Origin of the sequence: Sphingomonas pituitosa NBRC 102491 (assembly GCF_001598435.1) — a bacterium.
Lineage (GTDB): Bacteria > Pseudomonadota > Alphaproteobacteria > Sphingomonadales > Sphingomonadaceae > Sphingomonas > Sphingomonas pituitosa.
Genome location: NZ_BCYY01000016.1, coordinates 17566 through 29957, shown reverse-complemented (window position 1 = coordinate 29957; position 12392 = coordinate 17566). Strand labels below are relative to the sequence as shown.

The 12392-nt window shown below is 68.4% G+C and carries 10 protein-coding genes; 7 read left to right on the top strand and 3 right to left on the bottom strand.

The window, feature by feature from the left end; all coding sequences use genetic code 11:
* Positions 1-140 precede the first annotated feature (140 nt).
* The 7 genes from paoA to SPI01S_RS13535 all read left to right on the top strand — a co-directional run bounded on the left by paoA (position 141) and on the right by SPI01S_RS13535 (position 9385).
* On the top strand, positions 141-785 hold the full coding sequence (gene paoA / locus SPI01S_RS13565) for an aldehyde dehydrogenase iron-sulfur subunit PaoA (RefSeq protein WP_066723342.1): 645 nt from the start codon (positions 141-143) through the stop codon (positions 783-785).
* The gene (locus SPI01S_RS13560) at positions 782-1732 is read left to right on the top strand and encodes an FAD binding domain-containing protein (RefSeq protein ID WP_066723340.1); all 951 of its coding nucleotides are present in this window, start codon (positions 782-784) and stop codon (positions 1730-1732) included. Before paoA ends, SPI01S_RS13560 begins: the two co-directional genes overlap by 4 nt.
* 3 nt (positions 1733-1735) lie before the next feature.
* A complete protein-coding gene (gene paoC, locus SPI01S_RS13555; protein WP_066723337.1) occupies positions 1736-3943 on the top strand; it encodes an aldehyde oxidoreductase molybdenum-binding subunit PaoC in 2208 nt (735 codons plus the stop codon).
* Positions 3944-4041: 98 nt separating this feature from the next.
* Entirely contained in the window at positions 4042-5382 is a 1341-nt protein-coding gene (locus SPI01S_RS13550) for a chloride channel protein (protein WP_066723333.1), read from the top strand.
* Positions 5383-5430: 48 nt separating this feature from the next.
* On the top strand, positions 5431-6189 hold the full coding sequence (gene otsB, locus SPI01S_RS13545) for a trehalose-phosphatase (protein ID WP_066723330.1): 759 nt from the start codon (positions 5431-5433) through the stop codon (positions 6187-6189).
* On the top strand, positions 6186-7979 hold the full coding sequence (locus SPI01S_RS13540) for a glycoside hydrolase family 15 protein (protein WP_066723327.1): 1794 nt from the start codon (positions 6186-6188) through the stop codon (positions 7977-7979). Before otsB ends, SPI01S_RS13540 begins: the two co-directional genes overlap by 4 nt.
* Positions 7976-9385 carry an alpha,alpha-trehalose-phosphate synthase (UDP-forming) gene (locus tag SPI01S_RS13535; protein ID WP_066723665.1) on the top strand — a complete coding sequence of 470 codons (1410 nt, stop codon included), beginning with the start codon at positions 7976-7978 and terminating at the stop codon, positions 9383-9385. The genes SPI01S_RS13540 and SPI01S_RS13535 overlap by 4 nt, the downstream gene beginning before the upstream one ends.
* A gap of 139 nt (positions 9386-9524) precedes the next feature.
* Here the strand turns inward: SPI01S_RS13535 and SPI01S_RS13530 are convergent, their stop codons facing one another.
* The 3 genes from SPI01S_RS13530 to cydB all read right to left on the bottom strand — a co-directional run bounded on the left by SPI01S_RS13530 (position 9525) and on the right by cydB (position 12371).
* A complete protein-coding gene (locus SPI01S_RS13530) occupies positions 9525-10607 on the bottom strand; it encodes a mechanosensitive ion channel family protein (RefSeq protein WP_245653598.1) in 1083 nt (360 codons plus the stop codon).
* A 489-nt stretch (positions 10608-11096) separates the two neighbouring features.
* Positions 11097-11213: a cytochrome bd-I oxidase subunit CydX gene (gene cydX, locus SPI01S_RS21890; protein WP_084253463.1), complete on the bottom strand. Its 117-nt coding sequence runs from the start codon at positions 11211-11213 to the stop codon at positions 11097-11099.
* A 12-nt stretch (positions 11214-11225) separates the two neighbouring features.
* On the bottom strand, positions 11226-12371 hold the full coding sequence (gene cydB / locus SPI01S_RS13525) for a cytochrome d ubiquinol oxidase subunit II (RefSeq protein ID WP_066723326.1): 1146 nt from the start codon (positions 12369-12371) through the stop codon (positions 11226-11228).
* Between the last annotated feature and the right edge of the window lie 21 nt (positions 12372-12392).

The following is a 12392-nucleotide window of genomic DNA, read 5'->3' as shown; positions in this document are numbered from 1 at the left end:
TGCTACCTGTCGGTACAATTGCGGCTGCGGCGAAAAGCCGGTAGATGCACAAGGCTATCGACCCCGCCTGGATCACGCCGGAACAAGCCCGGCGCACGGCCATTTGGCGAGGGAACAGGCAAGCAGGGGACACCCAGGACATGGATAGACCAGCCGATATCGGCGTATCGCGACGGGGGTTGCTGGCGAGCGGCGCAGGCTTCGCCGCCGTGACCGCCCTCCCCGCCAGCGCCAGCAACAAGGAACCGGCCGCGCCGATGGAGACGCCCCCCACTTTGCCCATCCAGCTGAAGGTCAACGGCAAGCCGGCCGAGCTCACGGTGGACACCCGCACCACCCTGCTCGACGCGCTGCGCGAGCATCTTCACCTGACCGGCACCAAGAAGGGCTGCGACCACGGCCAGTGCGGTGCGTGCACGGTGATGGTCAACGGCCGTCGCATCAATTCCTGCCTCAGCCTGGCGGTGATGCACGATGGCGACAGCGTGACGACGATCGAAGGCCTGGGCACGCCGGAGGACCTGCACCCGATGCAGGCCGCCTTCGTCAAGCATGACGGCTATCAGTGCGGCTACTGCACCCCGGGGCAGATCTGCTCGGCGGTGGCGGTGCTCGACGAGATCAAGGCGGGCATCCCCAGCCATGTGTCCGGCGACGTCGCCGCAGCGCCTGCGCTGACCGACAGCGAAATCCGCGAGCGGATGAGCGGCAACATCTGCCGCTGCGGCGCCTATTCCAACATCGTCGAGGCGATCCGCGAGGCCGCGGGGCGGAGGCAGGCATGAAGGCGTTCCACTACACCCGTGCGAGCAGCCCGGCCGATGCCGCAGCCCTCGCCGCCAAGACCCCCGGCGCGAAGTTCATCGCCGGCGGCACCAACCTGCTCGACCTGATGAAGCTCGAGATCGAGACTCCGGCGCATCTGATCGACGTCAACAAGCTCGCGCTCGACCGGATCGAGGAGACGAGCGACGGCGGCCTGCGCATCGGCGCGCTGGTGCGCAACACCGATCTCGCCGCCGACAAGCGCGTGCGCCGCGACTATGGGGTGCTGACGCGGGCGATCGTCGCGGGCGCCTCGGGCCAGCTGCGCAACAAGGCGACCACCGCGGGCAACCTGCTCCAGCGCACGCGCTGCCCCTATTTCTACGACCCCAACCAGCCCTGCAACAAGCGCAAGCCCGGCAGCGGCTGCGCGGCGATCGGCGGGTTCAGCCGCCAACTGGCGGTGATCGGCACCAGCCAGGCGTGCATCGCCACCTATCCGGGCGACATGGCCATCGCGATGCGGCTGCTCGACGCCACCGTGGAGACGGTGAAGCCGGATGGTGCGACGCGCAAGATCGCCATCGCCGATTTCCACCGCCTGCCGGGCGACACCCCGCACCTCGACAACACGCTGCAGGCCGGCGAGCTGATCACTGCGGTGACGCTGCCCAAGCCGCTGGGCGGCAAGCATTTCTACCACAAGGTGCGCGACCGCGCCTCCTATGCCTTCGCGCTCGTCTCGGTGGCGGCGGTGGTGCAGAAGGACGGCACCGGCCGCGTCGCATTCGGCGGCATGGCGCACAAGCCGTGGCGGGTCGAGGCTGCCGAGGCCGCGCTCCCCAAGGGTGCCGCCGCGACCGCCAGGATCGCCTTCGCCGGCGCCACGCCGACGCACGACAATGCCTTCAAGCTGCCATTGGCCGAGCGCACGCTCGCCGCGGTGCTGAGCGAAGCAAGGGGCTGAGCCATGAAGTTCGATACCCCCGCCACGACCAACCCGATCGATCGCCTCAAGGTGATCGGCAAGCCCACCGACCGGATCGACGGTCCGCTCAAGACCACCGGCCGCGCGCCTTATGCCTATGAACGGCACGATGTCGCGCCGGGCGCGGCCTATGGCTATGTGCTCGGCTCGGCGATCGCCAAGGGGCGGATCACGGGCATGGACCTCAGTGCCGCCAAGGCCGCGCCGGGCGTGCTCGCGATCGTCACCGCCGAAAATGCCGGCAAGCTGACCAAGGGCAATTTCAATACCGCCAACCTGCTCGGCGGGCCCGAGATCGAGCATTACCACCAGGCGATCGCGCTGGTGGTGGCCGAGACGTTCGAACAGGCGCGCGCGGCATCGTCGCTGATCCGCGTCGACTATGCGCGCGGCAAGGGCCGGTTCGACCTCGAAGCCGAAATGGCGGGCGCCCCCCTGCCCCCGCCGGGCTTTGGTGGCCCGTCCGAAAGCAAGGTCGGCAATTTCGAGGGCGCCTTTGCGAGTGCCCCGGTGCAGCTCGATGCGCGCTATACCACGCCCGACCATTCGCACGCGATGATGGAGCCGCACGCCTCCACCGCGAAATGGGACGGCGACCAGCTGCTGCTGTGGACCTCGAACCAGATGATCAACTGGGGCAAGGGCGATGTCGCGCGCACGCTGGGCGTGCCGAAGGAGAAGGTGCGGCTGATGTCGCCCTTCGTCGGCGGCGGGTTCGGCGGCAAGCTGTTCGTCCGCACCGACGCGATCCTCGCGGCGCTCGGCGCCAGGGCGGCGGGCCGGCCGGTGAAGGTGGCGCTCCAGCGCCCGCTGATCGCCAACAACACCACGCACCGCCCGGCGACGATCCAGCGCATCCGCATCGGCACCACCAAGGATGGCAAGATCACCGCGATCGGCCATGAAAGCTGGTCGGGCGACCTGCCCGGCGGCGGACCGGAGACGGCGGTGGGCCAGACCCGCCTGCTCTATGCCGGCGAGAACCGCCTGACCGCGATGCGGCTCGCGGTGCTCGACCTGCCCGAAGGCAATGCGATGCGCGCGCCGGGCGAGGCGCCGGGCCTGATGGCGCTCGAAATCGCGATGGACGAGATGGCGGAAAAGCTGGGCATGGACCCGGTCGCGTTCCGCGCGCTCAACGACACCCAGGTCGATCCCGAAGCGGCGAACCGCCCCTTCTCGCAGCGCCAGCTGATCCAGTGCATGCAGATCGGCGCGGAGAAGTTCGGCTGGGCGAAGCGCGCCAAGGCGCCGGGCGCCATTCGCGAAGGCCGCTGGATGATCGGCATGGGCATGGCCGCCGCCTTCCGCAACAACATCAACGGACGCTCGGGTGCGCGCGTGCGGCTGGACGGCAAGGGCGTGGTCACGGTCGAGACCGACATGACCGACATCGGCACCGGCACCTACACGATCATCGCGCAGACTGCGGCGGAGATGATGGGCGTGCCCGTCAATGCGGTGGTGGTGCGGCTGGGCGATTCGAGCTTCCCGGCCTCGGCAGGCTCGGGCGGGCAATGGGGCGCCAACAGCTCCACCGCCGGCGTCTATGCGGCGTGTACCGCGCTGCGCGACAAGGTGACGGCGGCACTCGGCTTCAATTCCGCCGATGCGGTGTTCGAGGACGGCAAGGTCCGCGCCGGCAACCGCACCGCCGCGCTGGCGGATGCGGCCAGGTCCGGCGAGATCGTTGCCGAGGATTTCATGGATTATGGCGACCTCGCCAAGAAATTCCAGCAGTCCACCTTCGGCGCGCATTTCGTCGAGGTCGCGGTCGATGCGGCCACCGCAGAGGTCCGCGTGCGCCGGATGCTGGCGGTGTGCGCGGCGGGGCGTATCCTCAATCCCAAGTCGGCGCGCAGCCAGGTGATCGGCGCGATGACGATGGGCGTCGGTTCGGCGCTGATGGAGGAGCTCGCGGTCGACAAGCGCTTCGGCTTCTTCGTCAACCACGACCTCGCCGGGTATGAGGTGCCGGTGCATGCCGACATCCCGCACCAGGAGGTGATCTTCCTCGACGAGACCGATCCCACCACCTCGCCGATGAAGGCGAAGGGCGTGGGCGAGCTCGGCCTGTGCGGCGTGGGTGCAGCGGTGGCGAATGCCATCCACAATGCCTGCGGCGTGCGCGTGCGCGATTATCCGGTGACGCTGGACAAGCTGCTGCCGGGGATGCCGGCGTTCGTTTGAGGCGCCTAGATCCTCCCCGGAACGGGGAGGATCTAGGGTGGCGCTTCCCGCCCCTCCCCGCTACAGCGCCGGCGGCGGGGGCCAGGCTGAGGGAGTGCATGGACCGCCACCAAACTACCCGCCGCGTTCGCGCGATCGTGCGCCGGCATGGCCCAACCGCCCAGACCTGGCGCCGCCGCGTCGCCTTTCTCGGTGGTGCGATCGTGATCGGCCTCGTCGCCCTCGGCTTTGCAGAAGCGGCCGATTGGGCCGCGCGCCGGTTCACGATGCTGGAGCGGACCTGGTGGTGGCTCCCCCTCCTCCTCACCCCTGCCGGCTTCGCCTTCTTCGCCTGGGCGACGCGCCGCTTCGCCCCCGACGCCACCGGCTCGGGCATCCCGCAGGTGATGGCGGCGACCCGCGACCCCGAACATGCAATGACCAGCCTCACCGCCGCGAAGACCGTCGTGCTGAAGCTGGTTCTCACCATCGGCGCGGTGCTGGTCGGCGCCTCGACCGGCCGCGAGGGGCCGACGGTGCAGGTCGCCGCGTCGATCATGGGCTATGCCCATCGCCTCGCCCGGGTGCCGATCCGCGCATCGGTGTTCATCGCCGGGGGCGCGGCGGGCGTGGCGGCGGCGTTCAACACCCCGCTCGCCGGGGTCGCCTTCGCGATCGAGGAACTCGCCGCCGCCTATGAGCAGCGCATGGCGGTGCTGGTGATGGCCGCGGTGCTGATCGCCGGCATGACCAGCCTCGGCATTGCCGGGGACTATGTCTATTTCGGCGCGATGCGCAGCACGCTGCCGCTGGGCCAGGCCATCCTCGCAGCACCGGTGGCGGGCGTGGTGGGCGGCGTCGCCGGTGGCATCTTCTCCCGGCTGATGCTCGCGGCCGGCGGATCGGCGTGGCCGCCGCTGGTCGCGATCCGCCGCCATAAACTGGTCTTCGCCGCCGCCTGCGGGCTGGTCGTGGCGACGCTCGGGGTGGCGACGGGGCTCACCTGGGGCACCGGCTATGACGCTGCCCGCGCCGCGATCACCGGCAGCGAGATCGCCTGGTGGTATGCCCCCGCCAAGTTCGCGACGACGCTCGCCACCGCCGTCGCCGGCATCCCCGGCGGCATCTTCGCGCCGTCGCTGTCGGTGGGTGCCGGTGTCGGCGACCTCGTTCGCCCGATCTTCCCCACCGCGCCGGGCGGGACGATCGTGCTGCTGGGCATGGTCGCCTATTTCACGGGCGTGGTCCGCGCGCCGCTGACCGCGGTGATCATCATCGCCGAGACCACCGCCAGCCGCGGGCTGATGCTGCCGCTGCTCGCCGCCGCGTTGATCGCCGATTTCACCGCGCAGATCGTCTCGAAGGAGCGGCTCTATCACGGCCTGTCGCTGCGCTTCGGCACAACGCAGGTGCAGCATGAATCCGACGGATCGGGGAACGGATCGGTCCCGCGCGCGTAACGATCCTGTGGAGGGCGCCCGTCTGCTGGCGCCCCGATGAGGAGTTGCATGCCCGACCGGGAACCCGTTTCGCTGATGCCGCCGCCGGCGGACCTGCTCGATACCGCCAGCCTGTTCCTCGATTTCGACGGAACGCTGGTCGAACTCGCCGAGCGCCCGGAGGGCGTGGTGGTGAACGACAGGCTCGTCGACCTGATCCGCGCGCTGGAGGAAAAACTCGACGGCCGCCTCGCGCTGGTCAGCGGCCGTCCGGCCGAAGACCTGGCGGCGATGTTCGGCGATCGCACGCCCTCGATCGTCGGCAGCCACGGCATGGAGTTCCGCTGGTCCGACGGCCGCCGCGAACGCGCCGAGCGGCCCGCCGGGCTGGAGGAGGCGCTCGCCACGATGCGCACCTTCACCGATGCGCGGTCCGGCGTGGTGCTGGAGGACAAGCCGCTCGGCGCCGCGGTGCATTACCGGCTGAACCCCGAGCACGAGGCCGATGCCATCGCGCTGGGCGAGCGGCTCGCCGCCGAACACGGCCTGTACCTGCAGCACGGCAAGATGATGGTCGAGGTGCGCAGCCCCGGCGGCGACAAGGGCAGCGCGATCCGCGCGCTGATGGCCGATCCGCGCTTCGCCGCCGGACGCCCGGTGTTCCTCGGCGACGACGTGACCGACGAGCCCGGCTTCTCCGCCGTGGCGCTGCTGGGCGGGGCCGGCGTGCTGGTCGGCCCGCCCCGCCCCACCGACGCGCGCTACCGTGTCGACGACGTGACCGGCGTGCTCACCTGGCTCGCCACTGCTGCCGGAGTCCACGCATGACCAATCTCGACCTCTGGCCGATCGGCAATTGCCAGGTCAGCGCGCTGATCGATCGCACCGGCCGCTTCGTCTGGGGCTGTGTGCCCCGCGTCGACGGCGATCCGCTGTTCTCGGCGCTGGTCGGCGGCGAGGAGCCCGAGGGCGGCTATTGGGACATCGCGCTCGACGGCGTCGTCTCGGTCGAGCAGCACTATCTCCGCAACGCCCCCATCCTGGTCAGCCGCCACACCGATGCCGCCGGCAACGCGATCGAAGTCACCGATTTCTGCCCGCGCTTCCAGCGGCTCGGCCGGGTGTACCGCCCGGTCGCGTTCGCGCGGATCGTCAAGCCGGTGGCGGGCAGCCCGCGCATCCGGGTGAAGCTGCGCCCGACCTGCGGCTGGGGCAAGGGCTGCAAGACCCGCATCGGCGGCTCGAACCACCTCCGCTACTTGGTCGAGCCGATGACGCTGCGGCTCACCACCACCGCGCCGGTCGGCATGGTGGACGAGGAACGCGTATTCCGCGTCGAGAAGCCGCTCCACTTCTTCCTCGGCCCCGACGAGAGCTTCACCGGCGACGTCGCCGAGACCGTCGACGACATGCTGCTCAACAGCATCGCCGAGTGGCAGCACTGGGTGCGCGGCCTGAACATTCCGCTCGAATGGCAGGACGTGGTTATCCGCTCGGCGATCACGCTCAAGCTGTGCCAACATGAGGAAACCGGCGCGATCGTCGCCGCGCTCACCACCTCGATCCCCGAACATGCCGGCTCGCAGCGCAACTGGGACTATCGCTACTGCTGGATCCGCGACGCCTATTACACGGTGCAGGCGCTCAACCGGCTGGGCGCGCTCGACGTGCTGGAGACCTATCTCGGCTATCTCCGCAACATCGTCGACGATGCCCGCGCCGAGCCGCGCGGCGGCCATATCCAGCCGCTCTACGGCGTGCTGGGCGAGGCGACGCTGGAGGAGCGCGCGGCGCCCGATCTTGCCGGCTATCGCGGCATGGGGCCGGTGCGCGTCGGCAACCAGGCCTACGAACAGGTCCAGCACGACGCCTATGGCCAGATCGTCCTGTCCAACGTCCAGGCGTTCTTCGACCAGCGGCTGTACCGCATCGCCGGCATCGAGGATTTCGAGGCGCTGGAACGCGTCGGCGAACGCGCCTGGCAGCATCACGACCAGCCCGATGCCGGCCTTTGGGAGCTGCGCACCCGCCAGAGCGTCCACACCTATTCGGTGGCGATGTGCTGGGCCGCGTGCGACCGACTGGCCAACGCCGCGCACGCGCTCGGCCTCGAGGAACGCCGCGCCTTCTGGCAAACCCGCGCCGACACGATCCGCACGACCGTGTTCGACAAGGCTTGGCGCGAGGAGACCCAGCGCTTCTCCGCCACCTTCTCGGGCGACGATCTCGACGCAAGCCTGCTCCAGCTGCTGGAGATGCGCTTCCTCGCGCCCGACGATCCCCGTTTTGCCGATACGCTCAAGGCCGTCGAGGCCGGGCTGCGGCGCGGATCGACGATGCTGCGCTACGATACCGAGGATGATTTCGGCCTGCCCGAAACCGCGTTCAACTTCTGTACGTTCTGGTTGATCGAGGCACTGCACATCACCGGCCGCACCGACGAAGCGCGCGCCTTGTTCGAGGAGATGCTCACCCGGCGCACCGCCGCCGGCCTGCTCTCCGAGGATATCGACCCCGTGACCGGGGAATTGTGGGGCAATTATCCCCAGACCTACTCGCTGGTCGGCATGATCAACTGCGCCGTCCTGCTGAGCAAACCGTGGAGTTCGATCCGTTGAGCCGCCTGATCGTCATCTCGAACCGCGTCACCGCGCCCAACGGCTCTAACTCCGGCGCGCAAGGGGGGCTGGCCGTCGCGCTCGCCGCCGCGCTGCGCGAAAATGGCGGCATCTGGTTCGGCTGGTCCGGCGAGCAGACCGACCAGTTCACCGGCCAGATCAGCATGCAGCGCAGCGAGGGCGTCACCACCGCGACGGTCGACCTCGAAGAGCAGGACATCGACGAATATTATAACGGCTATGCCAACCGCACGCTGTGGCCGCTGTTCCATTACCGGATCGACCTGGCCGAATATGAGCGCGGTTTCGCGGGCGGCTATCAGCGGGTGAACGAACGCTTTGCCGACACCGTGCGGCCCCTGATCGAGCCGGATGACGTGGTGTGGGTGCAGGATTACCACATGTTCCCGCTCGGCCAGGAGCTGCGCCGGCGGGGATGCAAGAACCGCATCGGCTTCTTCCTCCACATCCCCTGGCCGCCGCGCCGGCTACTTTCCAGCCTGCCCAAGGCGCACGAACTGATCGAGACACTGTTCGCCTATGACGTGATCGGCTTCCACACCCAGGAATGGATGGAATCGTTCATCGACTTCGCCCGCGCCGAGATGGAAGCGGTGGTCCAGCCCGACGGCGTGCTGCGCATCGGCCTGAAGAGCGTGAAGCTGGTCGCCTGCCCGATCGGCATCGACGCCAAGGAGTTCGCCGCGCTGGCCGAGAGCGATTCCGCGCGCGAGACGTATCAGCAGATGCGCACCAGTTCGGTCGGCCGTTCGCTGATCGTCGGTGTCGACCGGCTCGATTATTCGAAGGGTCTGGAGGAGCGATTCCTTGGCTATGAACGCTTCCTCACCACCTACCCCGAGCAGCGCAAGGAAGTGTTCCTGCTCCAGATCGCCCCGCCGTCGCGGGCGACGGTGGAGACCTATCAGCGCATCCGCAACACGCTGGAGGGCCTGTCGGGCAAGATCAACGGCGCGCATGCCGATCTCGACTGGGTGCCGCTGCGCTACGTCAACCAGGGCTATCCGCGCGACGTGCTGGCCGGCGTGTACCGCGCCGCCAAGATCGGCCTGGTCACCCCCTTGCGCGACGGGATGAACCTCGTGGCGAAGGAATATGTCGCGGCGCAGGATCCGAAGGATCCGGGCGTGCTGATCCTCTCCAAATTCGCCGGCGCGGCGATCCAGATGGAGCAGGCGCTGCTGGTGAACCCCTATAGCGCCGAGGAAGTCTCCGACGCGATCTGCCAGGCGCTCAACATGTCGCTCGAAGAGCGGATCGAGCGCTGGCAGGCGCTGAAGCAGGGCGTCGACGAACAGGACGTGATGTGGTGGCTCAAGAAGTTCACCGACGAGCTCAGAAGCGTGCCGATGGAGACGGAGACCCGGCTTCCGGTCGAGGCGTGATTCCGAGGCTCTTCGACGGAAACCATCGCGTTCGAAGCTTCGTCATCCCGGCGAAAGCCGGGATCCATTGGGGGCTCCGTCAAGCCACTTGCTGCGGCCGAGCGGCGACTGGATCCCGGCTTTCGCCGGGATGACGGCCTTAGGATATTGAATCGCTCCCCACACGCGTTGGTCTAAACTCGATCAGCCCGCGGGTGCGGACCAGCGCCTCGGGCATCTCCTCGCGGATATAGGCGAGCAGCCCCTCGCGGATGTCGCAGCGCAGGTCGAAGGCGGTCGAGGCATCCTTGGCGGTCATCAGCCCGCGCACCTCGATCGCCTCGGGCTTGGTGTCCGTCACCTGCAGGTTGAAAAAGCGGCCGTCCCAGCGCGGATTGGCCTTCACCAGTTCCTCCAATTTGGCGCGCAGCCGGGGGATGTCGGCGGCGGGATCGAGATACCAGAACACGCTGCCGAGCAGTTGGCTGGTCTCGCGCGTCCAGTTCTGGAAGCTCTTTTCGAGGAACTGGGAGACGGGCACCACCAGCCGCCGCTCGTCCCATAGCCGCACCACGACATAAGTGAGGCGGATATCCTCGATCCGGCCCCACTCGCCCTCCACGATCACCACGTCGTCGAGCCGGATCGGCTCGGAAAACGCCATCTGGATGCCGCCGATCAGGTTCTTGAGCGCGGGCTGCGCGGCGGCGCCCACCGCCAGCGCGGCGAGGCCGGCCGAGGCGATCAGCGTCACGCCGATGCTGCGCACGCTGGGGATGCTCATCAGCATCAGGCAGAAGGTGATCGCCAGCACGACGAACACGATGATGCGGTGGAGGATGGAGGCGCGGGTGCGCCGCCGCCGGGCGCGGAGGTTGTTCTCCACCGTAACGTCCGCGCGCAGCAGCACCCAGTCGAACAGCACGCCGAGCAGCGCCACCAGCATCCAGCCGATCAGGCCGGGCACCAGCAACCCCGCCGCCTGCGCCCAGGCGCGCGTCCCGCTTGCGCCCAGGTCCAGCCCCGGTTGCACGAAGGAGAGCGCGATCGCCATCAGCAGCCACCGCGCCGGGCGGTAGAGCCGCCGGATCACGATGTCGTCGAGCTGGGTGCTGGTCCGGGCCGCCGCGCGCCGCGCCAGCGAAAAGGCCAGCCTGTGGAGGAGCAGGGCCACTGCGATGGCGAGGACGATGGCGAAGATGCTGGTCATCCAGCCGGGAAGCTCGGCGATGAATCGCTGCAAGGGCCGCTCCTGTGCGTGGGGAAGTGCCTGTCCAACCCGATGCCGCGCAGGACGGTTCCGGTGCGCCTCCCGTTCACTCCCTTTCCAGAACGGTCGGTCCCATCCGGCGCCGGGGCGGGCGCGCGCGCCGTACCGTATCGGTACAGACCGTGACTTCTACGGAATGGCGAGCGGGTCCGTGTGCCGCCAAATTCCCTGCGAACGAGTCGCACTTTTGTCTGAGATGGGTAGATGAACTCCCCCCGAACGGCCCCCCTTACGAGCCACTTCCGCCTGCGTGCCGAGCAGGAGCGAGACCGTGCGACCCGTGCGCCTAACGAGCGCCACAAGCGGCTGCACTTGGAACTGGCGGCGATTTTCGAGCGCCGCGCGGCTGGCGACCCGATGTAATCCAGAACGGAAAAAGGCGGCGAACCGGTTCCGGTTCGCCGCCTTCCCTCTCCTCCTGCACGGCGGAGCGATCGCCTAGTCGATCGCTCCGCCATGGGATCAGTCGAGAACCGTGACATCCGACGAAGGGTCGGAGTGGAACTCGTGCCAGATGCCGTTGAGCACGGCGACCGCGACGGCCAGGCAGGTTCCCAGGATCCAGGCGAAATACCACATGGGGGTTACTCCTCAGTAGAGGTCGGGGTTGAGCCGCAGCTCTTCCCCGCTGACGCGGCCGAACATCACCTTGTACACCCAGGCGGTGTAAGCGAGCACGATCGGCAGGAAGACCAGCGTGCAAACCAGCATGATGAACAGCGTAAGGTGGCTCGACGAGGCGTTCCAAGCGGTGAGGCTGGAGGCCGGGTCGATCGAGCTCGGGAGGATGAACGGGAACATCGACAGGCCGGCCGTGGCGATGATGCCTACATTCGCCAGCGACGAACCGGTGAACACCAGCGCGCCGCTGCGGGCACGGATGCCGATCAGCGCCAGCACCGGGCCCAGGAAACCGAGCGCCGGGGCGATCAGCATCCACGGATAGGTGCCGTAATTGGCCAGCCACGCGCCCGGCGCCTTCACCGTCTGGATCAGATGCGGGTTGGACGGACCGCTCGGATCGACCGCGCCGACCAGGCGATAGCCCATGTCGCCGTACGCAACGAACGCGCCGCCCACCGCGAACAGCACGATCGCGAGGATCGCGGCCACGGTGCCGAAACGCTGCGCGCGCTCCACCACCATGCCCTCGGCCTTCAGGCTCAGCCAGCCGGCGCCGTGCAGCACCAGCATCGCCACCGAGAGCAGGCCGGCGACCAGGCTGAACGGCGTGAACAGGCCGAGCAGCGTGCCTTCGTAGAAGGAGCGCAGATCGCTATCGAGCCGGAAGGGTGCCCCCAGCAGCACGTTGCCCACCGCGACGCCGAAGACGAGGGCGGGCACGAAGCCGCCGACGAACAGCGCCCAGTCCCAGCGCGAACGCCAGGCGGCGTCGGGGCGCTTGGAGCGGTATTTGAAGCCGACCGGACGCAGGATCAGCGCCGCCAGCACCAGGAACATCGCGAGGTAGAAGCCCGAGAAGCTGACCGCATAGACGAACGGCCAGGCGGCGAAGATGGCGCCGCCGCCCAGGATGAACCACACCTGGTTGCCTTCCCAGGTCGGGCCGACGGTGTTGATCACCATGCGGCGTTCTTCGTCGTTGCGGGCCACGAACGGCAGCAGCGCCGCCGTTCCCAGATCGAAGCCGTCGGTCAGCGCGAAGCCGATCAGCAGCACCCCCAGCAGCGCCCACCAGATGAGGCGCAGGATTTCATAATCGAGCGGGATGGACATGTTCTTTCTCCTTGCTCGCGC

What these genes read in the sequence shown, in the direction of transcription:
- paoC (WP_066723337.1), top strand. Translation starts at nt 1,736, where the DNA reads ATGAAGTTCGATACCCCCGCCACGACCAACCCGATCGATCGCCTCAAG.
- paoA (WP_066723342.1), top strand. Translation starts at nt 141, where the DNA reads ATGGATAGACCAGCCGATATCGGCGTATCGCGACGGGGGTTGCTGGCG.
- otsB (WP_066723330.1), top strand. Translation starts at nt 5,431, where the DNA reads ATGCCCGACCGGGAACCCGTTTCGCTGATGCCGCCGCCGGCGGACCTG.
- cydB (WP_066723326.1), bottom strand. Translation starts at nt 12,371, where the DNA reads ATGTCCATCCCGCTCGATTATGAAATCCTGCGCCTCATCTGGTGGGCG.
- SPI01S_RS13560 (WP_066723340.1), top strand. Translation starts at nt 782, where the DNA reads ATGAAGGCGTTCCACTACACCCGTGCGAGCAGCCCGGCCGATGCCGCA.
- cydX (WP_084253463.1), bottom strand. Translation starts at nt 11,213, where the DNA reads ATGTGGTATTTCGCCTGGATCCTGGGAACCTGCCTGGCCGTCGCGGTC.
- SPI01S_RS13550 (WP_066723333.1), top strand. Translation starts at nt 4,042, where the DNA reads ATGGACCGCCACCAAACTACCCGCCGCGTTCGCGCGATCGTGCGCCGG.
- SPI01S_RS13540 (WP_066723327.1), top strand. Translation starts at nt 6,186, where the DNA reads ATGACCAATCTCGACCTCTGGCCGATCGGCAATTGCCAGGTCAGCGCG.